The organism is Pseudonocardia sp. ICBG162 (assembly GCF_020496225.1).
Lineage (GTDB): Bacteria > Actinomycetota > Actinomycetes > Mycobacteriales > Pseudonocardiaceae > Pseudonocardia > Pseudonocardia alni.
In genome coordinates this window covers 358,508-373,830 of the sequence record NZ_JAHLJD010000031.1, presented here as the reverse complement: position 1 = coordinate 373,830, position 15,323 = coordinate 358,508, and the positions used below count along the sequence as shown (strand labels likewise).

The 15,323-nt window shown below is 73.9% G+C and carries 11 protein-coding genes; 10 read left to right on the top strand and 1 reads right to left on the bottom strand.

The features are described 5' to 3' along the window. Positions 1-55 precede the first annotated feature (55 nt). Positions 56-1,675 (bottom strand): long-chain fatty acid--CoA ligase, encoded by a 1,620-nt coding sequence (locus tag KPL60_RS26490; RefSeq protein WP_226367535.1) that lies wholly within the window; start codon positions 1,673-1,675, stop codon positions 56-58. Positions 1,676-1,806: 131 nt separating this feature from the next. On the opposite strand from KPL60_RS26490, the gene KPL60_RS26485 reads away from it, so the two are divergent. The 10 genes from KPL60_RS26485 (at position 1,807) to secA (ending at position 15,238) form a co-directional block, all read left to right on the top strand. Beyond that, positions 1,807-3,144 carry a glutamate mutase L gene (locus KPL60_RS26485; protein WP_226367534.1) on the top strand — a complete coding sequence of 446 codons (1,338 nt, stop codon included), beginning with the start codon at positions 1,807-1,809 and terminating at the stop codon, positions 3,142-3,144. Between the two features lie 253 nt (positions 3,145-3,397). Next, complete coding sequence (gene ahcY / locus KPL60_RS26480) at positions 3,398-4,885, top strand: adenosylhomocysteinase (protein WP_226349969.1); 1,488 nt, start codon at positions 3,398-3,400, stop codon at positions 4,883-4,885. 106 nt (positions 4,886-4,991) lie between these two features. Further along, positions 4,992-5,471 carry an NUDIX hydrolase gene (locus KPL60_RS26475; RefSeq protein WP_226349970.1) on the top strand — a complete coding sequence of 160 codons (480 nt, stop codon included), beginning with the start codon at positions 4,992-4,994 and terminating at the stop codon, positions 5,469-5,471. Positions 5,472-5,487: 16 nt separating this feature from the next. After that, entirely contained in the window at positions 5,488-6,132 is a 645-nt protein-coding gene (locus KPL60_RS26470; RefSeq protein WP_226349971.1) for a dTMP kinase, read from the top strand. Between the two features lie 25 nt (positions 6,133-6,157). Then, positions 6,158-6,835 (top strand): MtrAB system response regulator MtrA, encoded by a 678-nt coding sequence (gene mtrA / locus KPL60_RS26465; protein ID WP_020622190.1) that lies wholly within the window; start codon positions 6,158-6,160, stop codon positions 6,833-6,835. A gap of 28 nt (positions 6,836-6,863) precedes the next feature. Further along, positions 6,864-8,648, top strand: a complete 1,785-nt coding sequence (mtrB, locus tag KPL60_RS26460) for an MtrAB system histidine kinase MtrB (RefSeq protein ID WP_374203644.1) — start codon at positions 6,864-6,866, stop codon at positions 8,646-8,648. Next, the gene (locus KPL60_RS34895) at positions 8,645-10,369 is read left to right on the top strand and encodes an LpqB family beta-propeller domain-containing protein (protein WP_226367533.1); all 1,725 of its coding nucleotides are present in this window, start codon (positions 8,645-8,647) and stop codon (positions 10,367-10,369) included. Before mtrB ends, KPL60_RS34895 begins: the two co-directional genes overlap by 4 nt. 117 nt (positions 10,370-10,486) lie before the next feature. Then, positions 10,487-11,221, top strand: coding sequence for a ComF family protein (locus KPL60_RS26450; protein WP_226367532.1), 735 nt, complete (start codon positions 10,487-10,489; stop codon positions 11,219-11,221). A 320-nt stretch (positions 11,222-11,541) separates the two neighbouring features. Continuing rightward, positions 11,542-12,201: a ribosome hibernation-promoting factor, HPF/YfiA family gene (hpf, locus tag KPL60_RS26445; protein ID WP_062397537.1), complete on the top strand. Its 660-nt coding sequence runs from the start codon at positions 11,542-11,544 to the stop codon at positions 12,199-12,201. 211 nt (positions 12,202-12,412) lie between these two features. After that, complete coding sequence (gene secA / locus KPL60_RS26440) at positions 12,413-15,238, top strand: preprotein translocase subunit SecA (RefSeq protein ID WP_226367531.1); 2,826 nt, start codon at positions 12,413-12,415, stop codon at positions 15,236-15,238. Positions 15,239-15,323: the final 85 nt, after the last annotated feature.

Here is a 15,323-nt window from a genome sequence, read left to right as displayed (position 1 = left end):
GACCGGTACCTGAGCGCTGTCACGGCCCGGCCGGGCAGCGCTCAGGTACCGATGATCATGCGTTCGGCAGGGTGTAGCCGGCGAACCGCTCGCGCAGGGTCTTCTTGGAGAACTTGCCGACGCTGGTCTTCGGCACCTCGTCGACCAGCTCCAGGGCATCGGGGAGCCACCACTTCGCGACCCGGTCGGCGAGGAAGTCCCGCAGCTCGTCGAGGGTCAGCGTCGCGCCCGGCTCGACGACGACGCAGGCCAGCGGCCGTTCCACCCACTGCGGGTGCGCGACGCCGATCACCGCGGCCTCGGCCACCTTCGGGTGCGCCATGATCTCGTTCTCCAGCTCGACCGTGCCGATCCACTCGCCACCGGACTTGATCAGGTCCTTGGTGCGGTCGACCAGGCGGAACGAGCCGTACGGATCGACGGTGGCGACGTCGCCGGTCCGCAGCCTGCCGTCGTCGGTGAACTGAGCACCGCCGCCCTCGCCCTTGTGGTACTCCTTCGCGATCCACGGCCCGGACGCCTGCACCTCGCCCGTGGCGTGGTCGTCCCAGGGCATCTCCTCGCCGGTCTCGGGGTCGGCGATCCGCATCTCCACCAGCGGCATCGGCCTGCCCTGGCGGACGCGCGCGGCGGCGAGCTCGTCGTCGGAGGCGCCGTCGAGGTGCGAGCCGAGCACGGCCATCGTGCCGATCGGCGAGGTCTCGGTCATGCCCCAGATCTGCAGCAGCGGTACGCCGAGCCGGACGCGGTACTCCTCGCACAGCGCCTTCGGGACCGCCGAGCCGCCGCAGAAGATCGTGCGCAGCGACGACAGGTCGCGCTCGCCGAGCAGCGGCAGCACGTTCATCCAGATCGTCGGGACCCCGCCGGTGACGGTGACCCGGTGCCGTTCGACGAGGTCGACGATCGCGCCGGGGGACAGGTCCGGGCCGGGGAACACCAGGTCGGTGCCGGCGAGCAGGCAGCCGTAGGGCAGGCCCCAGGCGTTCGCGTGGAACATCGGCACGACCGGCATGACGACGTCGCGCTCGGACAGTGCCGGGCCGTCGGCGATCAGCGTGACGAGCGAGTGCAGCATCGTCGAGCGGTGGCTGTAGACCACGCCCTTCGGGTTCCCGGTGGTCCCGGACGTGTAGCACATCGCGGCGGCGCTGTTCTCGTCGTCGACGACGAACCGGCCCGCGAACGGCTCGGCCGCGGCCAGGAGCTCCTCGTAGGACCGGATCCGCGGGTCGTCGGGGACCGCGACGTCGGCGCCGTCGTCGAGCACCACCACGTGCGCGACGCCGGGAAGCCGGTCGACGTGCGGCCAGAACAGTGGCAGCAGGGAGCGGTCGACGAAGACGACCTCGTCGCCGGCGTGCTCGGCGACGTAGACGAGCTGGTCGGGGTGCAGCCGGATGTTGAGCGTGTGCAGCACCCGGCCGGTGCACGGGGCGGCGAGGTAGAGCTCCAGGTGCCGGGAGGTGTTCCAGCAGAACGTGCCGACGCGGCCGTCCGCGGAGACGCCCAGGGTGTCCAGGACGGTCGCGAGCCGCCGCACCCGTTCGGCCCACTGTGCCACCGTGACGACGTCCTCGGTGTCGTCCGGCCGAGCGGTCACCATCCGTTTGCGTCCGAACAGCTGCTCCGCGCGGTGGAACACGTGCGGCAGGGTCAGCGGGCGGTCCTGCATCAGTCCGAGCACATCGATCAACCTACCGGCGGAGGTGACCGCGATCACCCACCTCTCGGGCAGGTGCGGGTCGCAACGGATCTGCCGCGGACACTCCCTGTGACCGCCCGACCGCAGTACGCTCGCCGTCCATGACCGACGCGTCGCCGGACGACCCGCACTCGCCTGCGGTCTGCCTCGACGTCGGCTCCTGCTGGACCAAGGCCGTGCTGGTGCTGCCCGACGGGACCCCGGCGGGGTTCGCCGAGCACCCCACCACGGCCGACGTGCTCACCGGGGTCGACGCGGCCGTCGCCGCCGCGGCGGCCGCCGCGGGCCGGGGCAGGCGGGCCGCGCCGCGGGTGCTGGCCTGCTCCTCGGCGGGCGGGGCACTGCGCCTGGCCGTGGTCGGGGCCGAGACGTTGATCGCCACCGAGGCCGGGCACCGGGTCTGCCGTTCCGCGGGGGCCCGGGTGGTCGGGGTGCACCCCGGGCCGCTGGAGCCCGACGCGGTGCTGGAGCTGTCGAGCCGCCGCCCCGGGGCGGTGCTGCTGCTCGGCGGTGCCGACGGTGCCGACCCGGCGGTGCTGCTGCACAACGCGGGCAGGCTGGCCCGCACCCGCGGGCACTGGCCGGTGCTGCTCTCGGTCGACGACGGCGCCCGCGCCGACGCGCTCGGCCTGCTGCTGGCCGGCGGGCGGGCCGTCACGACCTGCCCCAACGTCACGCCGCAGCCGGGCCGGATCGTCGCCGGGCCCGCGCGGGACGCCGTCGCCGCGCTCTACGCCCGGCACGTCCTCGGGGCGGGCACCGGCCGGTTCGGCGCACTGGTCCACTCCGCCACGCACGCCGCGGTCGGCGACGGGGCCGGGGTGCTGGCCCGGCTGACCGGGACCGGGGTGCTCGTCGTCGACGTCGGGTCGGCGACCACCGACGTGCACCGCAGCGGCCCCGGGCCCGGCCCGGCGGCCGCCACCGTGGAGGGCGACCTCGGGGTGCGCGACGGCGCCGTCGGCGTCCTGACGGAGGCCCAGACCGAGGGCATCGTCGACCCGGTGGAGGCCGACCTGCTCGGCCCGGCCGTCGCCGCGCTGCAGGAGTCGCGGGCCACCGTGCCCGCCGACCGGGGCGCGGCCGCCGAGGACCGCAGGCTGGCCGCGATCGCGGCGGTGGTCGCGCTGCGCAGGCACTTGCGCCACACCGGCGTCCTGGCCGACCCAGCGCACCCCGGGACCGGCCCGGACACCCCCGTCGACGCGGGTGAGATCGGTCTCGTCGTGCTCACCGGGGGCGTGTTCCGCCAGCGCGACGCGGCCGGGCTGGCCGCGGCGGCCCGCACGGTGCGCCACGACGCCGTCCTGGCCCCGCTGCTGGCCCGGGCGGAGGTGCGGGTCGACAGCGAGTCCGTGCTGGCCCCGGCCGGGCTGCTGGCCGCGCACGGCCGCGAGGTCGCGGCGGGCGGGCTGCTCGCCGAGCACCTGACGGGCTGATCACGCCTGAGTTGACACCCCCGCGGTGGCTCGGAACCATGGAGGTCGCGACATCGCCGGGCGCCGAGAGGCGCTGCAGCGGCCGTCACCGGCCGCCACGCTCGGGCCCGGCCGGCACGGACGAGGAAGGGCGCCTGTCTCCGACGAGGAGGGAGGACGCCGTGAACCGTGTACGCCGCTCCTCCTCCCGGTCGGACCGCACCCGTCGTGCCGACGAGTACGACTCTTACGCCTGAGGAGGCGCACCCACCCCATGACCGATCACCCGAAGCTGCAGCACGCCGGCGGCCTGGACTTCGCGATCGCCGACATCTCCGAGGCGGAGTACGGCCGCAAGGACATCCGGCTCGCCGAGAACGAGATGCCGGGCCTGATCGACCTGCGCCGTGAGTACGGGGAGTCCAAGCCGCTGACCGGCGCGCGGATCGCCGGCTCGCTGCACATGACCACCCAGACCGCGGTCCTCATCGAGACCCTCGTCGCGCTCGGCGCCGACGTCCGCTGGGTGTCCTGCAACATCTTCTCCACCCAGGACTACGCGGCCGCCGCGACCGTCGTGGGTCCGCACGGCACCGAGGAGAACCCCCAGGGCGTCCCGGTCTTCGCCTGGAAGGGCGAGTCGCTGGAGGACTACTGGTGGTGCACCGAGCAGCTGTTCAAGTTCCGTGACGCCGACGGCAACGTCGTCGGCCCGAACATGATCCTCGACGACGGCGGCGACGCCACCCTGCTCGTGCACAAGGGCGTCGAGTTCGAGAAGACCGGCGTCGTGCCGAGCTTCGACGACGACGATCTGTCCGTCTCCGACGAGGAGCGGGTCGTGTTCGACACCCTGCGCCGCAGCCTCGCCGAGGACCCGCAGCGCTGGACGACGATCAACTCCGACATCCGCGGCGTCACCGAGGAGACCACCACCGGCGTCAACCGGCTGTACCAGCTGGCCGAGCGCGGCGAGCTGCTCTTCCCGGCGATCAACGTCAACGACTCGGTCACCAAGTCGAAGTTCGACAACAAGTACGGCATCCGCCACTCGCTGGTCGACGGCCTCAACCGGGCCACCGACGTGCTGCTGGGCGGCAAGGTGGCCGTCGTGGCCGCCTACGGCGACACCGGCAAGGGCTCGGTCGAGGCCCTCGCGGGCCAGGGCGCGCGCGTCATCGTCGCCGAGGTCGACCCGATCTGCGCGCTGCAGGCGCTGCTGGAGGGCCACCAGGTCGCGACCCTGGACCAGGTCATCGAGCAGGCCGACATCATCGTCACGGCGACCGGCAACAAGGACATCCTGACGGTCGACCTGCTCAAGCGGGCCAAGCACCAGGCGATCGTCGCCAACGTCGGTCACTTCGACAACGAGATCGACATGGCGGGCCTGTCCCGCGTCGAGGGCATCAAGAAGATCAACATCAAGCCCCAGGTCGACGAGTGGATCTTCCCGGACGGGCACTCGGTCATCGTGCTGTCCGAGGGCCGCCTGATGAACCTGGGCAACGCGACCGGCCACCCGTCGTTCGTGATGTCCAACAGCTTCTCGAACCAGGTGATCGCCCAGATCGAGCTGTTCACCAAGCACGAGGAGTACAACAAGGACGTCTACCGGCTGCCGAAGCACCTGGACGAGAAGGTCGCGCGGATCCACGTGCAGGCCCTCGGTGGCGAGCTGACCAAGCTCACCAAGGACCAGGCCGAGTACATCGGCGTGGACGTCGAGGGTCCGTACAAGCCGGAGCACTACCGCTACTGAGCGAGTAGCCCGCGGATCGCGCATCGGTACCGCGTTCTCCGTCCGACGGCGCGGGGGTCCCATCCGGGGCGCCGCGCCGTCGGCGTACCAGGGGGTCACCGTCGGGATGACGATCGAGATCGGGTCGGGTGACGGCTGGGTGCACTGCGCCCGGGGTCACCGGCACTGGGGCCTGTTCGGCGCGGCCGGGCTGCTCGTGCGCCACCGTGACGACGCCGACCCGGCGGGCGTCGACCGGGTGCTGCTGCAGCACCGGGCGTCCTGGAGCCACCACGGCGGCACCTGGGGGATCCCCGGCGGTGCCCGGGACCGGGGGGAGTCCGCGGTGCGGGCGGCGCTGCGCGAGGCGGCCGAGGAGAGCACCCTCGCCGTCGCCGGGCTGGCGCCGGTGGAGGAGTTCGTCGACGACCACGGCGGCTGGAGCTACACCACCGTCGTCGTGCGGACGCCGGACGCGCCGCCGGTCCGGGTGCGCGGCGCGGAGAGCACCGAGCTGCGCTGGGTGCGCACCGACCGGCTCGGTGAGCTGGACCTGCACCCGGGCTTCGCGACGACCTGGCCCACCGTCTCGGCGCTGGGCGCCTGACCTACGCTCGACCGCCGTGGGGGAACTGGTGGTCGTCGAGGGACTGGACGGTGCGGGCAAGCACACGTTCACCACGGGGCTCGTCGCCGAGCTGCGCGCACACGGCGCCTCGGTCACCACGACGGCCTTCCCCCGCTACGACGACGACGTGCACGCCGAGCTGGCCCGCGACGCGCTCTACGGCCGGATGGGCGACCTCGCCTCCTCGGTGCACGCGATGGCGGTGCTGTTCGCGCTCGACCGCCGGGCCGCCGCGGCCGGGCTGCGCGCGGCGCTCGCCGCGCACGACGTCGTGCTCGTGGACCGCTACGTCGCCTCCAACGCCGCCTACAGCGCCGCCCGGCTCGGCCAGGACGCCGACGGCGAGGTCGTCGGCTGGGTCCGGGCGCTGGAGATCGACCGGTTCGGCATCCCGGTGCCCGGCCACCAGCTGCTGCTGGCACCGCCCCGGGAGGTCGCCGCGGAGCGGGCGAGGTCGCGCGCGGCCACCGAGCCCGGCCGCGCCCGCGACGCCTACGAGAGCGACGACGGCCTGCAGGCCCGCACCGACGCCGTCTACCGGGAGCTGGCGGCGCGGTCCTGGCTGAGCCGCTGGACGGTGCTCGACGACCCCGCCGCGGCACCGTCGGCCCTCGTGCCCGCCCTGCTGCACCGGTGCTGATCACGGGGCTGGGATAGTGACGTCCATGAAGTCGCGCGTACTGGTGGTCGACGACGACCCGGCCCTGGCCGAGATGCTCACCATCGTGCTGCGGGGCGAGGGCTTCGAGACAGCGGTCGTGTCCGACGGGACGCGGGCACTGCCCGCCGTCCGGGACACCCAGCCGGACGTGGTGCTGCTCGACCTGATGCTGCCCGGCATGAACGGCATCGACGTGTGCCGGGCGATCCGGGCGGAGTCCGGCGTCCCGATCGTCATGCTGACGGCCAAGAGCGACACCGTCGACGTCGTGCTCGGGCTGGAGTCCGGCGCCGACGACTACGTCGTGAAGCCGTTCAAGCCCAAGGAGCTCGTCGCGCGGATCCGGGCCCGGGTCCGCCGCAACGACGCCGAGCCCGCCGAGCAGCTGTCCATCGGCGAGATCGACATCGACGTGCCCGCGCACCAGGTCACCCGGGAGGGCCGGCCGATCGCGCTGACCCCGCTCGAGTTCGACCTGCTCGTCGCGCTGGCCCGCAAGCCGCGCCAGGTGTTCACCCGCGAGGTCCTGCTCGAGCAGGTGTGGGGCTACCGGCACGCCGCGGACACCCGTCTGGTGAACGTGCACGTGCAGCGTCTCCGGTCGAAGGTCGAGCGCGACCCGGAGCGCCCCGAGGTGGTCCTGACCGTCCGCGGGGTGGGGTACAAGGCCGGTCCTCCGTGACCGGCGCGCCGCGGGTGGTGCACCGGCCGTGGTGACGCGGCGCCGCGGACTCCGCACCCGGCTGGCCCGGCTGCCCGGCGCCCGGCGGGTCGCCCGCGCGCTGGGCCCGCTGCGGGTGCAGGCCCACGAGCTGGGCGTGCTCATCGCCGCGGCGTGGCGGCGGTCGCTGCAGCTGCGGGTGGTCACCTCGACGCTGGCGCTGTCGTCGGCGGTCGTGCTGGTGCTCGGTCTGGTGCTGCAGAGCGAGATCGCCGAACGGCTGCTGCAGAGCAAGCTCGACGCCGCGATCTCCCAGTCGGACGCGAACCGGCAGGTCCTGGAGGGGCAGCTGGCGAGCGTCGACCCGGACCGCGAGGGCGTGCAGGAGACCCTGGACACCGCCCTGGAGCGGCTGACCGACACCACCGGCCCCGGCCGGGCCGGGACGGCCGGGGAGTTCAGCGCCGCGCTGACCACCGGGTCGGCGAACGGGCCCGAGGTGTCCGCCGGCGACGTCGGCCAGATCACCGCGCGCCAGCAGGACATCACCGCCCGCGGGTCGCTGGACAGCCTGAACCGCCAGTACACGACCGTCGACGGCGTCCCGAACCTCGTCATCGGGCAGAAGATCGCCACTGCGGGCCGGGAGCTGCAGTTCTACCTGCTGTTCCCGCTCAACGGCGAGCAGCTGACCCTCGGGCTGGTGCAGAGCACGCTGATCGTCGGCGGGCTGGTGCTGCTGGTGCTGCTGGCCGCGATCGCCAGCCTCGTCACCCGGCAGGTGGTCCGCCCGATCCGGCACGCCGCCGACGTCGCCGAACGCTTCGCCGGGGGACACCTCGACGAGCGGATGGCCGTGCGCGGCGAGGACGAGGTCGCCCGGCTCGCCGAGTCCTACAACGAGATGGCGGGCAGCCTCGCCGCGCAGATCGCCCAGCTCGAGGAGTTCGGGGCGCTGCAGCGGCGGTTCACCTCCGACGTCAGCCACGAGCTGCGCACGCCGCTGACCACCGTGCGGATGGCCGCCGACGTCCTCTACGCCTCCCGTGACGAGCTGCTCCCGGCGCTGCGCCGCAGCTCCGAGCTGCTGGTCACCGAGCTCGACCGGTTCGAGGAGCTGCTCGCCGACCTGCTGGAGATCTCCCGTCTCGACGCCGGCGTGGCCGAGCTGGGTGCCGAACGGGTTGACCTGTCCGCGGTGGTGCGGCGGGCGTCCGACGCGGTGCGCGGCATCGCCGCCGACGCCGGCACCGACCTCGTCCTGGATCTGCCGGCGGGCGAGCTGATCGAGGCCGACCCGCGCCGGGTGGAGCGCATCGTGCGCAACCTCGTCGCGAACGCGATCGACCACGGCGAGGGCCGCCCGGTGGAGGTGACGGTGGCCGGCGACGACGCCGCGGTCGCCGTCGTCGTGCGCGACCACGGCGTCGGGCTGCGGCCCGGCGAGGCCGACCTGGTGTTCAACCGGTTCTGGCGGGCCGAGGAGTCGCGGGCCCGGCGCAGCGGCGGCACCGGGCTCGGGCTGTCGATCAGCATCGAGGACGCCCGGCTGCACGGCGGCTGGCTGCAGGCCTGGGGCGAGCCGGGCAATGGCTCGGCGTTCCGGCTGACCCTGCCGCGCGAGGTGGGCGGGCACATCACCGCCTCGCCGCTACCGCTCGGCCCGCCCGCCGCCGCGGCCGGGGACCGGCGCAACGGCAGCTCGGTGCCGACCCCGCCGCAGGGGATCGGCCGCGACCTGCGCGAGGAGGACCTGTGGCGGCTGCGCCCCGAGGAGCACGCGCCGATGCAGCCCGCCGAGCGCGCCATCATCGACCCGGGCGGCGACCGGTGACCGCCCGGCGTGCGCTGGCGGCGCTGGTCGTGACGGTCGCCGCCGCCGTCGTCGCCGGGTGCGCGACGGTGCCCCAGCAGTCCGACGTGCAGGTGCTGCGCCAGGGCGAGCAGGCGGCCGAGCAGAACCTGAGCGGCCCGATCGAGGACGACGAGCCGCTCGGCCTGGTCCGCGGGTTCGTCTACCGTTCCGGCTCGCCCGACGACCGGCACGCGCAGGCCCGCCGCTACCTGTCGGCGTCGGCGTCGGACTGGGACGACGCGGCGTCGCTGACGGTCCTGGACGAGCGGTTCGACACCGTCGTGTCCCCGGACAACGGCACACCGGGCCCGGACCGGGTGACGGTGCGGGTGCGGGGCACCCGGCTGGGCACGGTCGGGCCGGGCGGGGCGTTCGAGTCCTCCCCGCAGCGGGTCGAGGTCGACGTCGGCGTCGTCCGGGAGGGCGAGCACTGGCGGATCGACCGGCCACCGCCCGGGGTGATGGTCCGGCTGTCGGACTTCCGCTCGCACTACCGCGACCTGCAGGCCTGGTTCGTCGACCCGGTCCGCCGGATGCTGCTGCCCGACGGGCACTACATCCGCAGCGGGCGTCCCGGTGAGCTCGCGATGGACGCCGTCGACGTGCTGCTGCGCGGGCCGTCCACCGGCCTGGCCGGGGCCGCGGTGACGATGTTCCCGGCGACCGCGCGGATCCGCTCGGCCACCACCGATCCCGCGGCGGGCACCGCGTCGATCGAGCTGACCGGGGTGTCGGGGCTGTCCCCGCAGGACCGGGGGCTGCTCGCCGCGCAGGTCGCGCAGACCCTCGGCGGGGTGGGCGTGCCGCGGGTGGAGCTGCTGGCCGACGGCGGACCGCTGGTCCCCGGCACGCCGACGGTGTCGGCCGCGGACCAGGCCGACCTCGTCGCCGGCCCCGGCCGGGCCCCCGCGTTCCCCTACGTCGTCGACGGCGGCCGGGTCCGCCAGCTCAGCGCGACCGGTGTGGCGGCACCGGTCGCCGGGCAGGCCGGGAACGGCTCGTTCGACATCACCGAGGCCGCCGCGTCCGCGCGCAGCGGGCGGATCGCCGTCGTGTCCCGGGAGTCGACGGGCACCCAGCGGCTGCTCACCGGCCCGCTGGGCGGGGAGCTCACCGCCACCCCGGTGTCCGGCGCCGACGTCCGCTCGCTGAGCTGGAACGGGGCGGGCGACGAGATCTGGGCGGTCGTGAACGGCAGGCTGCGCCGGGTCCTCGTCCCGCCGTCCGGGCCGCCGGTCGAGGGCGCGGTGGACGCGGGCAGGCTGACGCCGCTCGGCCGGATCGGGGACATCGCGCTGGCGCGCGAGGGCGGCCGGATCGCCGTCGTCGCCGACGGTGCGCTGCTCGTCGGCCCGATCGTCCCGCTCGACGACGGCGAGGTCGCCGTCGGGCCGCTGCGGCGGCTGCGCCCCGGGGACCTCGACGACGTGGTGTCGATCGACTGGCACTCCGCGGACCGCATCGTGGTCGCGTCGGACTCAGACCGCCCCATGTCCGAGGTGAGCGCCGACGGTCTGCGGCTGGACCAGATACCCGGCACGAACCTGACCGCGCCGCTGGGGGCGCTGGCCGCCGCCGAGGGGCGCCCGCTGTACGTGACCGACCGGACCGGCCTGTGGAGCTACTCCGGCGGCGAGTTCGACGCCTGGCAGCAGGCGGGCGGGACCGGAGCGGCCGCACAGCCGTTCTACCCCGGCTGAGCGCGTCCCGGTGGCCGGATCCCCGGCCTGTGGACAACTCCGGCGGTTGTGGACAACCCGGCCCGGGCGGGCTCCGGCGGGGCCGCGGCGACGGTGCCGGGGGCGAGTATCGGAGCCGTGACCCCGACCCGAGCCCCGTCCCCGGCCGCCGCCCTGCTGGACCTCCTCCTGCCCCGGACCTGCGGGGGCTGTGGTGCCGGGCCGCCCGGTAGCGGGGGCTGGTGCCCGGCCTGCGCGCAGGACACGGCGGGCCCGGTGCCGGTCCGGGTGGCAGGAGCCGGCCGGGTCGCGGCGGCCGGGCGCTACCGCGGGCCGCTGCGCCGGGCCGTGCTGGCGTACAAGGAGCGCGGCCGGCGGGACCTGGCGCCGGACCTGGCCGGGCTGCTGGTCGGCCCGGTGTCGGCGGTGCTCGCGCCGCGGGCCGACGGGACGCCGGACCCGGCCGCGGTGCGCCTGGTGCCCGCCCCGTCCCGGCCGTCGGCGGCCCGGGTGCGCGGCGGTGACCACGTGCTGCGGCTGTGCCGGGCGCTGGCGCCGTTGCTGACCGTGGCCGGGCTGCCGGCCCGCACCGACGCGGTCCTGGCCCTGCACCGCCGCGCCCGGGACTCGGTGGGGCTCGACGGCGCGGGACGGGCGGCGAACCTGGCCTCGGCGCTGCACCCGGCCCGCGGCCGCGAGCCGGTGCCTGCGGCCCCGGGGGAGGCGGTACTGCTGGTCGACGACGTCGTGACCTCCGGGGCGACCCTGCGGGCCTGCGGGGCGGTGCTCGCCGCATCCGGACTGCCCGCCGTGGGCGCCGTGGTGCTCGCCGACGCCTCGGCCCGACGGCGCCGACCGGACGGTCGGCTGTGATGGCGGTCACACGATCGGGCGGGTCCGCCGGTGTCCCGGTCCGTCGTCCACAGTGGTAGCCGGGAGCGCGATCCGGAGGTGAGCGCGCCGCCCCGGCGGCGTTGGGTCACCCGGGTGCCGCAGGGCCGTCGCACACCGCGTCCGATGGCGCCAGGGTGTCCGCCCGACGGGTCGGCGAACGACCTGTCCCGGAGGCGGATTTCCCGATAACGTCGGCTGAACTCCGACCGCTACCACATCAGGAGGAACGACCGCGAGCCCACCCCCCGGGGCCGTCGTCGGGTCCCGGGTTCAGCACGACTGAAGCGAGGGATGTTCGAGTGGAGATCGTCGTCACCGGCCGGAACGTCGAGGTGCCGGAGCACTTCCGTGGCCTGGTCCAGGACAAGCTCAGCCGCCTGGAACGCCACGACCACAAGATCGTCGGAATGGAGGTGGAGCTCTTCCACGAGCCGAACCGCCGTCAGCAGAAGTCCTGCCAGCGCGTCGAGATCACCGGGCGCGGCGGCTGCGGAGCCGTCGCCCGCGCCGAGGCCTCCGCCGCCGACTTCTACGCCGCACTCGACATGGCCGTCGGCAAGCTCGCCGAACGGCTGCGCCGCTCCCACGACCGCCGCAAGCCCAGCCGCCGCGACCGCGTGGCCGCCTCCCGCGCCGCCGCCGACGCCTCCGCCGTCGCGCTGATGGAAGCGGCCCCTCCCGTCACCGACACCATCCCCGCACCGCGCAGCCACGACGAGTCCCTGACCGACGACGAGCTGGTCCGCCTCGAGCAGCAGTGGGAGGCCGAGTACCGGCCCGGGCGCATCGTCCGCGAGAAGTCCCACCCGGCCACACCCATGAGCGTCGACGAGGCGCTGTCACGGATGGAGCTCGTCGGCCACGACTTCTACATGTTCGCCTGCAGCGAGACCGGCCGTGCCTCGGTCGTCTACCGCCGCCGCGGCTACGACTACGGCGTGATCCGGCTCGACGGCTGACCACCCGCGCCCGACGGTGCCCGGGCCGCGGCGGGGAACGCCTCCCCGCCGCGGCGCGGGCCACCGTCGCCGGTGCCCGTACCATGGACGACGGGGTCGGCCCGCCGTGCGGCGGCGGTGCCGTGCCGGTGCCGCCCGCGGCACCGGGTCGCGGCGCGGAGACCGTGGTGGGAGGCCCCGTGTCCTGACCGCGACGTGAATGAGGTCGGCAGTGCCCTTCCTGAGTCGACTCCTCCGGGCCGGCGAGACCAAGCTGGTGAAGCGGCTCGCGAGGATCGCCGCGCACATCGACGGACTGGAGCCCGATTTCGAGGGCCTCACCGACACGCAGCTGCGCGCCAAGACCGACGAGTTCCGCCGTCGCCACGCCGACGGCGAGTCCCTCGACGACCTGCTGCCCGAGGCCTTCGCCACGGTGCGCGAGGCCGCCCAGCGCACGCTGGGCCAGCGCCCGTTCACCGTGCAGCTGATGGGCGCCGGCTCCCTGCACATGGGCAACGTGTCGGAGATGGGCACCGGTGAGGGCAAGACCCTGACCTCGACGCTGGCCGTCTACCTCAACGCGCTGCCCGGCGACGGCGTGCACGTGGTCACCACGAACGACTACCTCGCCAAGCGCGACTCCGAGACCATGGGCCGCATCCACCGCTGGCTCGGTCTCACCGTCGGCGTGATCCTGTCGGAGATGACCCCGGCGCAGCGCCGCGAGCAGTACGCCTGCGATGTCACCTACGGCACGAACAACGAGTTCGGCTTCGACTACCTGCGCGACAACATGGCGTGGAACACCGCCGACATGGTCCAGCGCGGGCACAACTTCGCCATCGTCGACGAGGCGGACTCGATCCTCATCGACGAGGCCCGCACGCCGCTGATCATCTCCGGCCCGGCCGAGCAGAGCGCCCGCTGGTACCAGGAGTTCGCGCGGCTCGCGCCGATGCTGTCCAAGGACATCCACTACGAGGTCGACGAGCGCAAGCGCACCGTCGGCATCACCGAGGAGGGTGTCGCGCTGATCGAGGACCAGCTCGGCATCGACAACCTCTACGAGTCCGCGAACACCCCGCTGGTCGGCTACCTGAACAACGCGGTCAAGGCCAAGGAGCTGTTCAAGAAGGACAAGGACTACATCGTCAACGACGGTGAGGTCCTGATCGTCGACGAGTTCACCGGCCGTGTGCTCGCCGGTCGTCGCTACAACGAGGGCATGCACCAGGCGATCGAGGCCAAGGAAGGCGTCGAGATCAAGCCGGAGAACCAGACCCTGGCGACGATCACGCTGCAGAACTTCTTCCGGCTCTACGACAAGCTCGCCGGCATGACCGGTACGGCCCAGACCGAGGCCGCCGAGCTCCACGAGATCTACAAGATGTCGGTCGTCTCGATCCCGCCGAACCGGCCGCGGGTGCGCGCCGACCAGGCCGACCTGATCTACAAGACCGAGCCCGCGAAGTTCGAGGCGGTCGCCGACGACATCGCCGAGAAGCACGAGAAGGGCCAGCCGGTCCTGATCGGCACGACGAGCGTCGAGAAGTCCGAGTACCTGGCGAAGCTGCTGCTGCGCCGCGGTGTGCCGCACGAGGTGCTCAACGCGAAGAACCACGCGCGTGAGGCGCAGATCATCGCCCAGGCCGGGCACGCGGGCGCCGTCACCGTCGCCACGAACATGGCCGGTCGCGGTACCGACATCATGCTCGGCGGCAACCCCGAGTTCCTCGCCGACCTGGAGCTGCGCAGCCAGGGCCTCGACCCGGTCGAGACCCGTGAGCAGTACGAGGCCGCGTGGGACGCGGTGCTCGACCGCATGCGCAAGCAGGTCAAGGCCGAGGCCGACGAGGTCCGCGCCGCGGGCGGGCTCTACGTGCTCGGCACCGAGCGCCACGAGTCCCGCCGCATCGACAACCAGCTGCGCGGCCGGTCCGGCCGTCAGGGCGACCCGGGCGAGTCCCGCTTCTACCTGTCCCTCGGCGACGAGCTGATGCGCCGCTTCAACGGCCAGGTCGTCGAGTCGATCATGAACCGGTTCAACCTGCCGGACGACGTGCCGATCGAGGCCGGGATGGTCACCCGCGCGATCCGCAGCGCGCAGACCCAGGTCGAGCAGCAGAACTTCGAGATCCGCAAGAACGTCCTCAAGTACGACGAGGTGCTCAACCAGCAGCGCAAGGTCATCTACGACGAGCGCCGCCGGGTCCTCGACGGCGAGGACGTGCAGCGTCAGACCCGCAACATGCTCGAGGACGTGATCCACGCCTACGTCGTCGGCGCCACCGCCGAGGGCTACTCCGAGGACTGGGACCTCGAGAAGCTGTGGACGGCGGTCAAGGGTCTGTACCCGATCCAGCTCGACTGGCGCACCGTCGCCGACGACATCGACGACCTGTCGGCCGAGGAGCTCGAGCGGGTCATCCTCGCCGACGCCGAGACCGCCTACGCCCGGCGCGAGGCCGAGATCGACGCGCTCATCGGCCCGCAGGGCGGCATGCGCGAGCTCGAGCGCCAGGTCCTGATGCAGGTCATCGACCGCAAGTGGCGCGAGCACCTCTACGAGATGGACTACCTCAAGGAGGGCATCGGGCTGCGGGCCATGGCCCAGCGCGACCCGGTGATCGAGTACCAGCGCGAGGGCTTCGACATGTTCGCCGCGATGCTCGAGGGCATCAAGGAGGAGACGATCGGGCACCTGTTCAACGTCGTCGTCCAGGTGCAGCAGCCGGCCGCCCCCGTCCAGGAGGCCGAGCCGGAGACGACCGAGATCCCGGTCGTGCGCCGGGTCCCGGCCGAGGACCCCGCCGAGTCCACCGTGGTCCTGCCGAACCTGTTCCGCACCAGCCCGCCGCAGAACCTGCAGTACAGCGGCCCGGGCGAGGACGGCGGGGTCGCGCGTCGCGGCGAGGGCGGGGCGGCGGCCCCGGGCACCGGGCGTACCGGTCGCCACCAGGTCCCGGCCCGCGGCAACGGGGCGTCCCCGAACGGCGACGACGGCGTCAACCGCGCCGAGCGGCGCCGTGCGGAGAAGGCCCGCCGGCGGCGCTGAGCTCCGGGCGCCGCCCGGCGGGGGTCTCCCGCCGGGCGGCGCCGGTTCCCGCGGTCGCGGTCGTGCCGGTTCCCGTGGTCGCGAC